General features: G+C 69.9%; 13 protein-coding genes. 6 read left to right on the top strand and 7 right to left on the bottom strand.

Annotation, left to right across the window (positions count from 1 at the left end):
- Positions 1-36: 36 nt before the first annotated feature.
- Positions 37-237 carry a cold-shock protein gene (locus RIU97_RS41605; protein WP_383810978.1) on the bottom strand — a complete coding sequence of 67 codons (201 nt, stop codon included), beginning with the start codon at positions 235-237 and terminating at the stop codon, positions 37-39.
- Positions 238-452: 215 nt separating this feature from the next.
- Between RIU97_RS41605 and RIU97_RS41600 the strand changes: the two genes are divergently transcribed.
- Positions 453-2,966, top strand: a complete 2,514-nt coding sequence (locus RIU97_RS41600; RefSeq protein WP_404962708.1) for a Helicase associated domain protein — start codon at positions 453-455, stop codon at positions 2,964-2,966.
- Between the two features lie 472 nt (positions 2,967-3,438).
- On the opposite strand, the gene RIU97_RS41595 is transcribed toward RIU97_RS41600, so the two are convergent.
- The 4 genes from RIU97_RS41595 to RIU97_RS41580 form a co-directional block, all read right to left on the bottom strand.
- Positions 3,439-3,762 (bottom strand): hypothetical protein, encoded by a 324-nt coding sequence (locus tag RIU97_RS41595; RefSeq protein WP_404962707.1) that lies wholly within the window; start codon positions 3,760-3,762, stop codon positions 3,439-3,441.
- Positions 3,759-4,127, bottom strand: coding sequence for a DUF6247 family protein (locus RIU97_RS41590; RefSeq protein WP_404962706.1), 369 nt, complete (start codon positions 4,125-4,127; stop codon positions 3,759-3,761). Before RIU97_RS41590 ends, RIU97_RS41595 begins: the two co-directional genes overlap by 4 nt.
- Before the next feature lie 38 nt (positions 4,128-4,165).
- A complete protein-coding gene (locus RIU97_RS41585) occupies positions 4,166-4,363 on the bottom strand; it encodes a type II toxin-antitoxin system prevent-host-death family antitoxin (protein ID WP_404962704.1) in 198 nt (65 codons plus the stop codon).
- 477 nt (positions 4,364-4,840) lie between these two features.
- Positions 4,841-5,734: a hypothetical protein gene (locus RIU97_RS41580; protein ID WP_404962703.1), complete on the bottom strand. Its 894-nt coding sequence runs from the start codon at positions 5,732-5,734 to the stop codon at positions 4,841-4,843.
- A gap of 214 nt (positions 5,735-5,948) precedes the next feature.
- On the opposite strand from RIU97_RS41580, the gene tap reads away from it, so the two are divergent.
- From tap to RIU97_RS41560, 4 genes are all read left to right on the top strand, one after another.
- Positions 5,949-8,069 carry a telomere-associated protein Tap gene (gene tap, locus RIU97_RS41575; protein ID WP_404962702.1) on the top strand — a complete coding sequence of 707 codons (2,121 nt, stop codon included), beginning with the start codon at positions 5,949-5,951 and terminating at the stop codon, positions 8,067-8,069.
- Between the two features lie 4 nt (positions 8,070-8,073).
- Positions 8,074-8,295, top strand: coding sequence for a hypothetical protein (locus tag RIU97_RS41570; RefSeq protein ID WP_404962701.1), 222 nt, complete (start codon positions 8,074-8,076; stop codon positions 8,293-8,295).
- Between the two features lie 8 nt (positions 8,296-8,303).
- Positions 8,304-8,858, top strand: coding sequence for a telomere-protecting terminal protein Tpg (tpg, locus tag RIU97_RS41565; RefSeq protein WP_404962700.1), 555 nt, complete (start codon positions 8,304-8,306; stop codon positions 8,856-8,858).
- A 223-nt stretch (positions 8,859-9,081) separates the two neighbouring features.
- Positions 9,082-9,705, top strand: a complete 624-nt coding sequence (locus RIU97_RS41560) for a hypothetical protein (RefSeq protein ID WP_404962699.1) — start codon at positions 9,082-9,084, stop codon at positions 9,703-9,705.
- Between the two features lie 106 nt (positions 9,706-9,811).
- Here the strand turns inward: RIU97_RS41560 and RIU97_RS41555 are convergent, their stop codons facing one another.
- Together RIU97_RS41555 and RIU97_RS41550 are read right to left on the bottom strand one after the other, a co-directional pair.
- A complete protein-coding gene (locus RIU97_RS41555) occupies positions 9,812-10,294 on the bottom strand; it encodes a hypothetical protein (RefSeq protein ID WP_404962698.1) in 483 nt (160 codons plus the stop codon).
- A 289-nt stretch (positions 10,295-10,583) separates the two neighbouring features.
- Positions 10,584-10,763 (bottom strand): hypothetical protein, encoded by a 180-nt coding sequence (locus tag RIU97_RS41550; protein ID WP_404962697.1) that lies wholly within the window; start codon positions 10,761-10,763, stop codon positions 10,584-10,586.
- 335 nt (positions 10,764-11,098) lie between these two features.
- On the opposite strand from RIU97_RS41550, the gene RIU97_RS41545 reads away from it, so the two are divergent.
- Positions 11,099-12,742 (top strand): histidine decarboxylase, encoded by a 1,644-nt coding sequence (locus RIU97_RS41545; protein WP_404962696.1) that lies wholly within the window; start codon positions 11,099-11,101, stop codon positions 12,740-12,742.
- Positions 12,743-13,109: the final 367 nt, after the last annotated feature.

Genomic DNA, 13,109 nt, shown 5'->3' with positions numbered 1-13,109 from the left:
TAGCACCCCTGGCGTCGTACCCCGTTGTGGGGTGGGTCAGATCCCGCGGACCCGCGCGGCTTGCGGCCCCTTTGGGCCCTGCTCGATGTCGAATTCGACTCGCTGGTTCTCCTCCAGGTTTCGGTAGCCCTCCCCCTGGATCTCGGAGAAGTGGACATACAAGTCCGGACCGTCATCCTGGGAGATGAACCCGAAGCCCTTCTCTCCGTTGAACCACTTCACAATGCCCTGCGCCATGCCGGTTCTCCTCCATCGTGTGACGACCACGCTGATCTTCCCTCGTGATCACACGGGGAAACCTGACGAGAGGCTCCGGAACGCAGGCGGGAGCGGTACAGTCATCAGTATGCATCACATCGAAGATGATGCGTGTAGCTGTGTAGGATCCCGAGAACATCGCCACCCCCTCCCCGGCGGGTCTGTCCGCCGCTTCGAGTTCAGCGGAGTGCCGAATGCAGAAGTCTGGTGACATCGTGCTGCGTCCTCATCAGGAGGAGGCGGTGGAGGCGATTGTCCGGGGGCTGGATATTCCGCCCGGGAAACGGATTCCGGAGGCCGGTCTGCGCGCGACGGTGGTGGCGGCGTGCGGGACCGGGAAGACGTTCATGGCGGCCGCGGCCGCGCTCCGGCTGGCCCGGCACGGCCGGGTCCTGGTGCTCCTGCCGACCCTGGACCTGCTCACACAGACGGTCCGCGGGTGGAGGCTCGCCGGACACACCGGGCCGGCAGTCGCAGTCTGCTCGCTGGAGGGCGACCCTGTTCTGTGGGGCCTGGACGTGCGCTCGACGACGTCGGCGCCGCAGCTCGGTCTTTGGCACGGGCGCGGCCAGGTCACCGTGTACGCGACGTACGCCTCTCTGCCGGTTCTGGCCGAGGCGCACGAGGGTGCGTACGGGCTGCCGATGGACGTCTTCGACCTGGTCATCGTGGATGAGGCGCACCGTACGTCCGGCTCGGCCGGGAAGGCGTGGGCGGACGTTCATCGCCAGGAGGTTATCCCCGCCATGCGCCGGCTCTACATGACCGCGACCCCCCGGATTTGGAAGGAGCGGCCGCCCCGCACGCGGGCCCAGGAGCTGGAGATCGAGGAGGCCCGCCGGCTCTCCGAGGAGGAGCGCAGGGAGGCGGAGGCCGAGGGGCGGGTCTACGTCAGCAGGCCGCGCTGGGACCGCCTACCTCGGGAGCTGGCGTGTTCGATGGACGACGAGACAGTGTTCGGACCCGTCGTCTACGAGCTGTCCCTCGCATCCGCCATCTCCCGCGGACTGCTGGCGAAGTACCAGATCGTCGTGGCGGAGCTGACTGATCCGGTTGTGACCCCGGACCGGCTCCTGGGTGAGGAGCGGTACGAGGAGCAGCTGCGCGGCGAGCGGCTCGCCGCCCTACAGACCGCGCTCCTGGAGACCATGGCCGCCCACGGTCTGCAGACCACCATCACCTTCCATCACCGCACGATCGAGGCGGAGGCCTTCGCCGCAGGCCTGCCCCGCGTCGCCGCGCGGCTGCACCAGGTGGATCCGGGGCGGCATCCGGAGCGGGTGTGGGCGGGATGGCTGTGCGGGGAACACGAAGGCGCCCACCGGCAGACGGTCCTCGCCGACTTCGGACGCCGAGCTGGCCGCGCCGTGCTGGCCAACTGCAAGGTCCTGGGCGAAGGAGTCGACATCAGAAGTGTGGATTCGGTAGCCCTGGTCGACCCCAAAGGATCGGCCGTGGACATCGTGCAGGCGATCGGCCGGGCCCTGCGCCAGCAACCCGGGCAAGGGAAGATGGCGACTCTGATCGTGCCCATCTTTTTGGGTGCGGATGAAAAGCTAGAGGACATGCTTTCCTCGAATTCCTACCGCCCTCTCATTCGGGTTTTGGAAGGACTCCGGGCACACGATGAAAAGGCTGTGGAAATGCTTGCTATTCCGCAGGAGAGCCAGAAAAAGGTCGTGGACCCGTCGCGGCCGGTCGGGAAGGCACCGGAGGAGGGTGAGGAGGAGTCGCGGCTGTTGCTCCGGTTCGCCTCGCCGCGGGATCCGGCGCTGATCGCGAAGTGGATCACCTACCAGGTCATCAACACCGAACGGCAGGACTGGCGCCGCGGCGCCGAGGCCGCGTACCGGTACCGGCAGCGGGAGGGCGATCTGCAGGTCCCGTACGAGCACGTCGAGCCGGAAGGGGCGTTCCCGCTCGGGCGGTGGCTGTCCGAGCAACGGCGGGCCTACCGGGCCGGGACCATGACCGGCGAGCGCGCGGCCGAGCTGGAAGAGCTGGGGATCGTCTGGGACACCGCCGACGCCGCGTTCGAGCAGAACCTCGGCGCAGCGCGGGCCTACTACGAGCTCCACGGGACCCTGGCCGCGCCGCGGCAGGCCACCGCGCTCGACCAGGCCGTCGGACAGTGGCTCACGAACGTGCGCCGGCACGGGGGGCTGGGCAAGGACCCCGAACGGGCGCAGCGGCGGGGCGCGGCGCTCGCCGCCATCGACCCCGACTGGAACCCGGGGACGCTGGGATGGACGGTCGACTGGCAACGCCACTACGCCTACCTCACCCAGCTCCTCGCCGAAGGCGCCCGCCTGACCGCGATCACGCCGGGGGTGACACGGCACGGTGAGGACGTCGGACGGTGGCTGGCCACCCAACGGCGGGGCTGGGACCGGCTCAACGAGGAGCAGCAGCGCCGGCTCGGCGAACTCGGCGTGAAGAAGGCCCCACGCGCCCGCAAGACGGCGGCGAAGACGACTACGGCCACCGGGCCGCGCACGGGCGGCGAGGCGTTCCAGAAAGGCCTCCAAGCCCTCACGCAGTACACCGCGCGGGAGGGGGGCCTGCCGGGGCGCGGTGCCATCGAGCAGCTCCCGGACGGTCCTCACCGGGTTGGCATCTGGATCGGGAACCAGAAAGCCCGCCGCGACAAGCTCGACCCCGCCCAGCTCGCCGCCCTCGCCGACCTCGGCGTCGACTGGGCCGGGTAGCCCCAGAAGAATCCCCCGCCGGCGGGAGGCGGCAAGGACCATCCACAAGCGCAGGGCCGACTGAGGCCCGGGAGCGAACTCGACGCCGAACCCGGACGTCTTCGCAGCGACGCCAAAAAGCCCGTCGGACCATCCCCGCGGACGCGGGGTTGACGTGTACGCGCGCAGCTCCGCGTCCTGGCCCTGCGGACCATCCCCGCGGGCGCGGGATCGACAGGTTCCGGAAGCTGGCTTCCGTCATGCCCAGCGGACCAGCGGGCGCGGGGTCGACGGAGTGGAAGGCAACCTGATCGCCGACCCCAGCGGAGCATCCCCGCTGCGCGGGCCGACCGGCCGCACCTTGTACGCGCGTCGTCGACCACCCCCGCGGGCTGGTCGACGACAGAACTGTCCAGACCAGGTCAGTGCCGGTCTCTACGCCGGCCCCCTCTCAGCACATGGGGCAGGGCGCGTTACTGGTACGGACGAACGGTCAGGCCCAGAACGTGTCGGTGACGGTGATCTGCGGGTCGGTATGGCGGCGGATGAAGGTGAAGATGAGCCAGCCGCGGCCACCGGCGAGGTCGGCGATGTGCGGGCCGCCCGGACTGGTCGAGGCCAGCGGGCGGACGGTGATCCAGTGCGGCAGTGACACGTCGGCGTCGATGCCCCGGTAATAGGGATCCGGGGCGGTGATCAGCTCGGCGCGGGCTGACAGGCCCAGCTGCTTACCGTCCTGGGGCATGCTCTCGAAATCCTGGAGCGCCTCTGCCGTCCAGTCCATCTTCCAGGGCGGGAGTGGGAGCTCATCGGTCACCGACCGGGCTCCACCCCAGCCGCTTGGCGGCGTAGTCGGCTGTACTCGGCCAGGAGCGGGGCGGACTCCTCGGGGTCCTCGGACTTCGTGGCGCGGGCTTCGAGGTCACGCAGGTGGGCTTCCAGGCCTGGGTCGCGGGCGATGGCGTACTGGGTCCACCACAGGCGCATGAAGGCCGGTACCGGGGTGAGGTTGAAGGCGTCGCCGATCGCGCGGCGCCAGTGGGCCTCGAAGTCCGGCAGCAGATGCGGGGCGTGTTCCTGAATGGCCAGGCGCAGGGCCTGCGGGGTGCGTTCGGGCATCGGCGGCACCGGGCGGGGCTTCTCGCCGCCGGGGCCGTCGAAGTGAATGGGCTGCGCTGTCATGGCGAAGGGACTCCTGGTCTGCCTGCGGTCCGGCCCTTTCAGGCGGCGTTCTGGTCGGCGCCGGGGGCCGACGGATGCTGTGCCATGTACTGCTCGAACCACTCGGCCGGCACGAGGTAGGCCAAGGTCTTGCCCTTACGGGTGATCGCGGCGGGCTCCCCCGCAATCCGGGTGCGGTCGAGGATCTCGCCCATCTGCTTGCGGAGGTCGATCGTCGTGTACGTCTTCGGCTCCATCCCCCCAACCTACCCCAACTATCATAGTTGCGATAGTTCGCCTCCACGCACGCAAACCCCTGCCGGACATATCGCCAACGGCACCCTCGAACCATCCCCACAGACGCGGGGAGCGACGCCACGACCGCTCTCCTCCGAGTCCGCAGCGGCGGACCATCCCCGCGGGCGCAGGGTCGACTCTTCGATCCCTTCGTCGGCTCCGGCTCCACCCGGACCATCCCCGCGCGGGGTCGACGCGACCTCCCAGGCGTTCTACGCGGCGCAGCAGGGGACATCCCCGCAGGTGCGGGGTCGACGTCGGCGCGAGCTTTGCCAGCTCCTTTCCGAACGGACCATCCCCGCAGGCGCAGGGTCGACGCTCTGCGGCCGGCCTCGCGACGGTGGCAGCAGGACCATCCCCACGGACGCGGGGTCGACAGCATCAGCGCCGGGACTACGACGGTACCCGCGGGCGCGGGGTCGACCCGGTGGCTGTGGTTAGGTCGAGATGGCCGGCCGGACCATCCCCAGCAGGCGCAGGGTCGACCTGACTCCGCTGGTGAAGGCGGCATCGTCGGAGGGACCATCCCCGCAGGTGCGGGGTCGACACTTTCTGAGCTGCGGTTTTGTCGGCCCAGGTGGCTGTTCTCGTTCAGTTGCTTCGGGGCGGGAGGACCAGTCAGTACAAGTCGACAAGCTTTCATCCGGCGTGGTGCACCATCGTATCCCCCACCCCCGCGGACCTGAATCCGGTCCGGCGAATCCTGAAACCAACAGGGCGGAAGCTGCGGTGCGCACCGTCACCCTTCCTGGGCGGTCAGGAGCAGGACCAGGGCCTTTGGAGCGGGTAGTGCCGAGCGCGGGGGCCACCGCTTCGGCAGGCATGGCGTCGTCACACAGCGCGCCGGCGGTCTCCCGGCCGATCCGGGCGGCGATCCGCTCCAGCACTCCGGCGGCGCGCAGCGCGGCCAGCGGCGTGTCCGCGGCGGTGGCGGTCAGCTGCTCGGCCATCTCGACGAGGAGTGCGGCCAGCGGCTCGGGCAGCGGCACGGTGGCATCGCGGACGACGGACAGGTGCGCGGTCCAGTCCGCGAGCGGTCCCGTCAGGTCGAGGTCCGCTTCGTAGAGGGGCTGGTCGCCGATCGTGTTCCAGTCCAGGGGGAATTGAGCCGCGCTGCGCCATCCGCACGCGCACACCGCCCGGAGCGCGTCGGCGCGCGGGCGGCGGGCCCGGCCGTCGTAGGCCGACCAGTGCGTGGTCGACGGCACGTCCGGACCGCTCCCGACATCGAAGTAGACCGGGCCCGGCTCGCTGCCGCCGACGAGTACACCCGCCGCGCCCGCGTGCGCGTCCCCGAAGTCCACCGTCCACCAGTCCCACTCCCCCAGCACACCGCCCTCTCCCACGCACCCGCCGACAGGCCGGCCGGATCCTGTCTGCGACCTTGCCCCGTCCGCGCATGCGCCCACACCCGGGCGGCCCCAACAGCCAGTGCAGTTGGGTACCGGGCTCCGCGACAATTCCGAAAACACAGCACCCCCGATAGGGTTAAATCCAATCTCTAGGTGGGGTTAATTTTGCTAGGGTTCGGGGTGGAGGTGGGCCATGCCGAGCCAGGAAGAGCTGTTCGAGGCGGTGGACGCGCTGCTGGAGGGCGAGCCGCGGTTGCCGTCTCCGGCGGAGCGGGCGCGGCTGCGTGAGGCGGCGGGTGTCACGCAGGCCCGGCTCGCGGCCGCGTTGAAGTCGACGCCGCAGACTGTGAAGAACTGGGAGAACGGCCGCTCCGAGCCGCGCCCGCCACGGCTTCAGGCCTATCTGCGGCTGCTGGACGGCTGGGCCGAGCGGTACCCCGCACCGGCCGCCTCCGCGCCCGCTCCGGTTCCCGCGCCCGCTCCGGTTCCGGAGGCGTTCACCGGCCCCGTGGAGCAACCCAGCGGGCCCGCCGGACACTCCAAGGCCGCCATCGCCGCTGCACCGGATCCGGTCATGAAGGCACCCGTGGAGGCGGCCAAGCCCTCGGCAACGTCGCGCCGCCCGGCGAGGAAAGCCGCCGCGCAGCCGGCCGCCGACCCGCGGTTCCCGCACGGGCCCCTCGCGGTCCTGGACGGCGATGGGACCGCATACGGCGTCAACGGGATCGTCCTGGACTGCCCGGCCACCACCATTCCGCAGCTGGTGGAGTGGACGCTGGCCGAGTTCGGGCTCGGTGCGCCGCGCCTGAACCGCAACGGCAAGGACTCCGACCCGCTGATCGTCCTCACCGCAGCGGCCGCCGTGAAGCTCGGCCTGCCCGAGCGGCTGGAGGGCCACGAGCAGCGCCGCTCCCTGCGCTTGGAGGACGACCACCCCGTCGTCAAGCAGATCGCGAAGGCGAAGTGGAAGCTGACGCAGCGCGGCTTCGGCCCCTGGGCCCGGATCTACCGGCCAGCGCAGGCCGGGCAGCGCCAGTGCGTGCAGCTCGCGATCCTGCCCTGGGACGCCCTCGATGCCCGCTCCTGGCCCGGCGTCACCGGCATGGAGCCGGCCGACATCGCGCGTGTGCTCGGCACGTACGCGGCCCGGGTGATCACCCCGCGCGGCTCCACCGCCACCTCCGGGCTGGAGCTCATGACCGCGTTGCGGCCGCCGACCCGCGCCGTGAAGAACGAGACCACCGGCGAGTGGGCATCCGCCTACAACCCGGGCTCGCTCGGCACCGAACCGATGGACCCCGCCCCGCCAGAAGCCCCGCAGGAGCACCCGGTCGCGCAGGGATGGACCGGCGGCTTCCTCGACGAGGAGGCCTACCAGTGGGTGCGCGAGGTGGAGCTCCTCACGGATGAGGAGTGCCTGCGTCCGTACGCGGTCGGCCTGGACATCAACACCGCGTTCCTCGCCGCCTCCGCGCGCCTGGTCGTCGGCCTGTCCGGTCCCGACCACTTCCACCGCCCGACGTTCAACAAGAAGATCCCCGGCTCCTGGCTGGTGGACCTGTCGCACATCGAGCTGGACCCGCGTCTGCCGTCGCCGTTCACGCCGTCCGGCCGGCGGCCCGAGGGGCCGGCCTGGTACCAGACGCACACCCTCGCCTACGCCCAGGAACTCGGTTACGACGTCGCCCCGATCGAGGCGTACCTGCGCAGGGAGACCGGCGCCTACCTGGACCCGTGGCACGACCGCCTCAAGACCGCCTACCTCGACACGCTCGCCGACCTCGGCGTGACCGCCGATCTGGACGACCGGCAGTTCCTCGCCGCGATGGAGCAGCACAAGCAGGTCGACCCGGGCTTGGCGGCCGTCCTCGCCGCGATCAAAGCAACCGTCAAAGGCGGCGTCGGCAAGCTCCGCGAGCGCCCCCAGGGACGCCACTACCGTGACGGGGAGCGGTGGCCGGCGCTGGAGCGGCCGACCTGGCGCCCCGACATCCGGGCCGCAGTCATCTCCAAGGCGCGGGTCAACATGCACCGCAAGATGGCCAACACAGCGAAGGCCACCGGCCAGTACCCGCTCGGCGTCCTCTCCGACTGCGTCGTCTACGCCAGCCCCGGGCCTTCCCCGCTCGACTTCCTGCCCTACACCACCTCCGGCAAACCGCTCCCGGGCGCCTTCCGGCTCGGGACGACGCCGGGCCTCGCGAAGGTCGAAGGTGTGCAGGAGATGGCGTGGGCCGTGGACCTCATGGAGAAGGGCCTCAACCCGGCCCGCCACATCAAGGGCGGCGACGCCGTCCTTGAAGAGGGCGAGTAGGTCCGTGGCGGCCGACACCGGCACGCCCTCGCCGGAGGCCGGCGCGGAGCTGGAGCGGACGCTGGACCGCCTGGAGGCGCGCATGGAGGCCCTGCAACTCTGCATCCGTGCCCACCGGGCCTCGCCGCGGTTCGAACTGTGGCGGCATGACCTGCGCGAGACACGCGAGATCTGGTTCCGGCTGGTCGACCCCGCCGGCCAGGACCCCATTCCCGAAGGGAGCTGAGGATCACCGTGGGAGAGATTGAAGACGCGATCGAGCGCGCAGACCGGGAATCATTCACCCGCGAGCCGCCCAAGACGTTGAAGGGCCGCATCAACTTCCTGATGGGCAAGCTGAAGACGACCAAGGCCGTGGCCACCGAGCTCGGCGTCAGCCAGCGCTCCATCGAGCGCTACCGCACCGGCGACCGCAAGACCCCGCCGAAGGGAATCACCGACCGCATCGACGCCGCGGTGCGGGCCCGCTGGCAGCCGGTGGTGCGCGGCCGCCGCCGCAAGCAGGCAGCCACCGCAACCGGCATCACCGTCGAGACCCGCGCCCGGTTCGGATACACCGCACCCGTCGGCACCACCGACGACGGCCGCATGCGACGACTCACCGTCCACCTCCCACCCGCCTACGCGCAACGCCTCTTCGACGCCCAGCAACAAGGCGCCGCAGACCCGGAACTACGGGCGATCGTCGCCGAAGGCCTCCAGGAGACCTACTTCAAGGACGGCGGACGCCGCGCCGACCACCTCGAAGTCGAACTCACCGACATCGACTACATCGATGTGTCCTTCTAGCGCCTCTCGCCCGTACCGCCTGCCGCGCCCCAACGGTGAGCCGAAGCGCGATAGCTGTCACATAGGCAGGCTTGTTGTCACCGGCAAGGCCGTGGGTGCACACAGGTGAGACTTTGGCGACGACGACTTCGCCGCACTCACGGCATGGACGACCGGCCTGCGGACCTGAGGTGGGCCCCGGCCGTGTGGAACCGGGCGGTCGGGGCCGCACGTCCCCCCGTACATGCTGATCGTCCTGGGGATACTCTTCGCCGTCGCGCCCGCCGTCATCTGGATGACGATCGCCCGCACCCGCCCCGTCGGCTTCGCGATCGGCGGCACGCTGCTCGCCGGAGCCAGTCTGCTGATCAGTGTCCAGCGGGGCTGGATCGACGCCCCCAGACCCGACGCCCATCTCGTGTTCACGGCTCTCGCGCCCCTGCTCATCGCATGCGGCACGGGACTGGAAGGACGGCACGAGAACTCTCCTTCCCCGGAATGGACCTCCCGCCGCAAGGGAGCGATCGGCTTCCTGGGGACGCAGTTCGCCCTCACCCTCGTGGTCGGCCTTCTGTACGCGCTGATGATCAGCGAAGGCTCGGAGGCCCCGCCGTCCAAGGCTTTCCCCTCACTGCCGCCAGGCATCAGCATGGTCAACGAAGGCACCAGCTGCGGTTCCGGCGGCTGCTCGCGCGCCGCGACGGTCACCAGCGAGGACGGCATGTCCCGCCCGGAGATCATCCGCGAACTGGGCCTCCAGCAGGAGAGCTGCCGCTCCAGCGGCTGGCTGCTCGACTGGCGTGACGTGTGCGTCGGAGCCAGGGACAATGGCGAGAACGTCACCATCTACGCCAGCTGGGGATACTGAGAGGTCGTTTCGTAGTCGGCCACGGTGGTCCGGAACGAGGATCTGTGACAAACCGCGTGCCTCACAGATGACAATCAGGCTCCTTCGACCGGTGTCATACACCAGCTCAATCAGCTCTGCCGGCGACAACTGCCGTGCTTCGGATCAAACGGCCGACGAAGTCGACCAGGGCGCGGCGCTGCTGTTCCTCGCGAGCGATCTGCTGTGCCAGCACGGTGCGGTCGACGTACGGGGCGATGGCGGCGAGGACGAGGCGCTGGAGCTCGGCCGGCTCCAGGGCTTCGACTTCCCACTGCACGGGGCGGTCGATGGGGAAGTCGTAGCGGCGGGCGAAGGCCGGCCATCTGGGGTCGCCGCGTTTGCCCTCGGTCGCGGGCAGCTCGTACTCGCGGACCTGGTCGCGGGTGAGCAGCACGCGCCGGGTTTGGCTCCAGCATGCGGTGCGCGCGACCCAGTCGCGTTCGACGTCCTCGCCCGAGCAGTCGAAGTCACCGACCACGAGTAGACAGGCTTCGCGTTGCTCGTGGGTGACACGGTCGCGGACGACGTCGGCGTAGGACTGGGAGCTGAAGCCGCGGACCACGAGCACCGGGATGCCGCTTCGCTGCGGCTTCTTCGAGGACGACGTCGGCGAGGGCGCGGCGGGGGCTGTCCGCCAGCAGCTGTCGTGCCTGGCGCTGGACGTCGGCGGCCACGGCGCGGGCGTGGCCCGTAGAGGGCGATCTGCTCGTAGTCGTGGGGCTGGAACCCGGCGTGCGGGACGCTCCAGCCGAGTACGGCCTTGGCGAGCAGTTCGCGGGGTTCGCGGTCGAGGGGGAGCAGCTCCGCCTCCATGCGCCCCTCGGGGTCATGCAGGACGGTGTGGGTGCTGGTTGTGTTCATCGGGCCTCGCTGTTGTCGCCCGGGTGGCCGACGCCCGGCGTCGGGCCGTTGGCATCGTGCTCCTGGTCCTCGCTGTCGTGGCCGAGGAACCGGGCGAAGCCCCGGTCGGCGCGGGCCAGCAGGGCCGGGAGGGGGTGCTCGTAGTACGGAAGTCTGTTTGACCGCGAGCGGTTCATCACCATTCCGGACCGGTGCCGAAACGTCTCTCCTGGTAGCGCCCTTTAAGACATTGAATACAAACCCAACTCACCCGAATTGGCTACCGTCGGAAAATGAGGGCGTGGCGTGGCGCATATCCTGTGTACCGCGAGGCGACTGGACAGCAACCGCGCCAGCAATCGCTGTCGTTTCTGCCGCTCAGCGCTCCAGGGACCCGCTCCGGCCTCTCGGTTGCCGAGCCTCGCGCCCGCTTTTATCCCTTTAGATCCGAGCGTTGTCCGATTCTGTCGCCGTCCGGTTATGACCTGAACCGGGCAGTCGTTTCGTGAAATCGCTCAGAATCGGACACGGAATGACTATCGAGCACTCGGGTACGTCTGTGGCGGCGGTGCCGACCAATGACGACTACCGGCTGGGCGCTGACGCCTACTCCGACGAGCAGCGGATCGCGGTCCTGGCCAAGCTGGAGGGGTACCTGGGCGAGCAGCGCGGTCGTCTGCTCGGGTATCAGGTGAACTTGTCGCTCGACGGCCACGCGGCGCTGGGACGGTTCCTGGGCTTTCACATGAACAACATCGGGGACCCGTTCGTCGACAGTCACTACAGCCTGCACTCACGGTGGTTGGAGCGGGCGGTCCTGGAACACTACGCCCGTCTGTGGCACGTGTCTCTGCCCGAGGATCCGGCCCGCCCGGGCGTCGAGGACGGATGGGGCTACGTGCTGTCCATGGGCAGTACGGAGGGCAATCTGTACGCGATGTGGAACGCGCGTGACTACCTCGACGGCAACGCCCTGGTGCGTGACGAGGTCTCCGGCGAAGCCAGCTGCCGCACCAGCTACCTGCGGGCCAAGCACCCCGACGACAATCCCAACGCCTACATGCCGGTGGCGTTCTTCTCGCGGGAGACGCACTACTCGCACATCAAGGCGATGCGGGTGCTGGACATCCCGACCTTCTACGACCTGGGCGGAAGTCTCTACCCCGGGCAGTGCCCGATCGACGTGGCCGGCACCGGGATGCCGACGTACAACGGATGGCCGCTGGGCGGTGTCCCGACCACCGGCGGCGACGAGGGGCCGGGCACGGTCGACGTCGACGCCTTGGTCGCCCTCGTGGACTTCTTCGCTGCCAAGGGCCACCCCGTGCTGGTCAACTTCAACGTCGGGAGCGTCTTCAAGGGCGCCTTCGACGACGTCCAGGGCGCCTGCGAGCGCCTGCGGCCGGTCTTCGAGCGGCGCGGTCTCGTCGACCGCACCGTGCGCTTCGATCCCGACGACCCCGAGCGCGTCAGCACCCGCAACGGCTACTGGATCCACGTCGACGGGGCCATGGGCGCCGCCTACGCCCCCTACCTGGAGAAGGCCCGCGACACCGGGCTCATCGACACCGCGCCCCCGGTCTTCGACTTCCGGATCCCCGAGGTGTCCTCCATCGTCACCAGCGGCCACAAGTATCCCGGAGCGCCCGTCCCCACCGGCCTCTACATGGCCCGCGCGGGAGCCAAGCTGCGCCCGCCGTCCGACCCGGCGTACGTCTCCTCCCCCGACAGCACCTTCGCCGGCTCCCGCAGCGGCTTCGCCTCCCTGGCCATGTGGAACCACCTCGCCCAGTCCAGCGAGGAGCAGCAGATCTGCCAGGCCGCCGAAGTCCTGCGGATCGCCAAGTACACCGCCGAACGCCTGCGCGAGCTCAGCGAGCAGCTGCGGGAACGCGGTGAGTCCTGGGCCGAGGACGGCATCGAGGTCGGCCACGGCGATCACGCGCTCAGCATCTGGTTCCAGCAGCCCCGCGCCGAAATCACCCGCAAGTACTCGCTGGCCTGCATGCCCCTCAACCTCGACGGCCGCCGGCACGACTACAGCCACGTCTACGTCATGCCTCACGTCACCCAGGAACTGATCGACGAACTCCTCGCAGACCTCTCCCAGCCCGGAGCCTTCGATCGCTCCGCCGACAGCGACGCAGTGCGGCCCCCGCTCCCCCACCAGCGCTGACCCCGACCGGCAACGGGCAACGACATCACCGACTGACGGCCATCTGCGGTGCTGCCCCGCGCGCCCGCGGGCAGGGCAGCACCGCAGACGGCTCGTGTTCACGCCGTGACCGGACGCGGGCAGGCCGTCCGAGCAGTACCGCCGCTCCTCACTTGGGAAACCGTGCCGCCGCCGGGCGGGTGGGAGTTCCCTGACGGTCCCGCCCGGCCGCCCTCGCCACGCCGGCAACGGTGCTGGACCGAGGAAGGCGGCGGGCCCGCCCCGGGCGGCTGCGCACTCCTTCTCTCTCCGTCCCCTTCTTCGAAGAGGTACCTGCCGATGTCACCCGAAGCGTGGCTGCCCCGCATCACGGCGCTTTCCCGCGCCT

Origin of the sequence: Streptomyces sp. 147326, from assembly GCF_045000215.1 — a bacterium.
In the GTDB taxonomy this organism is placed as follows: Bacteria; Actinomycetota; Actinomycetes; order Streptomycetales; family Streptomycetaceae; genus Streptomyces.
The sequence above is the reverse complement of the archived record's forward strand: the minus strand, read 5'-3'. Positions and strand labels throughout refer to the sequence as shown.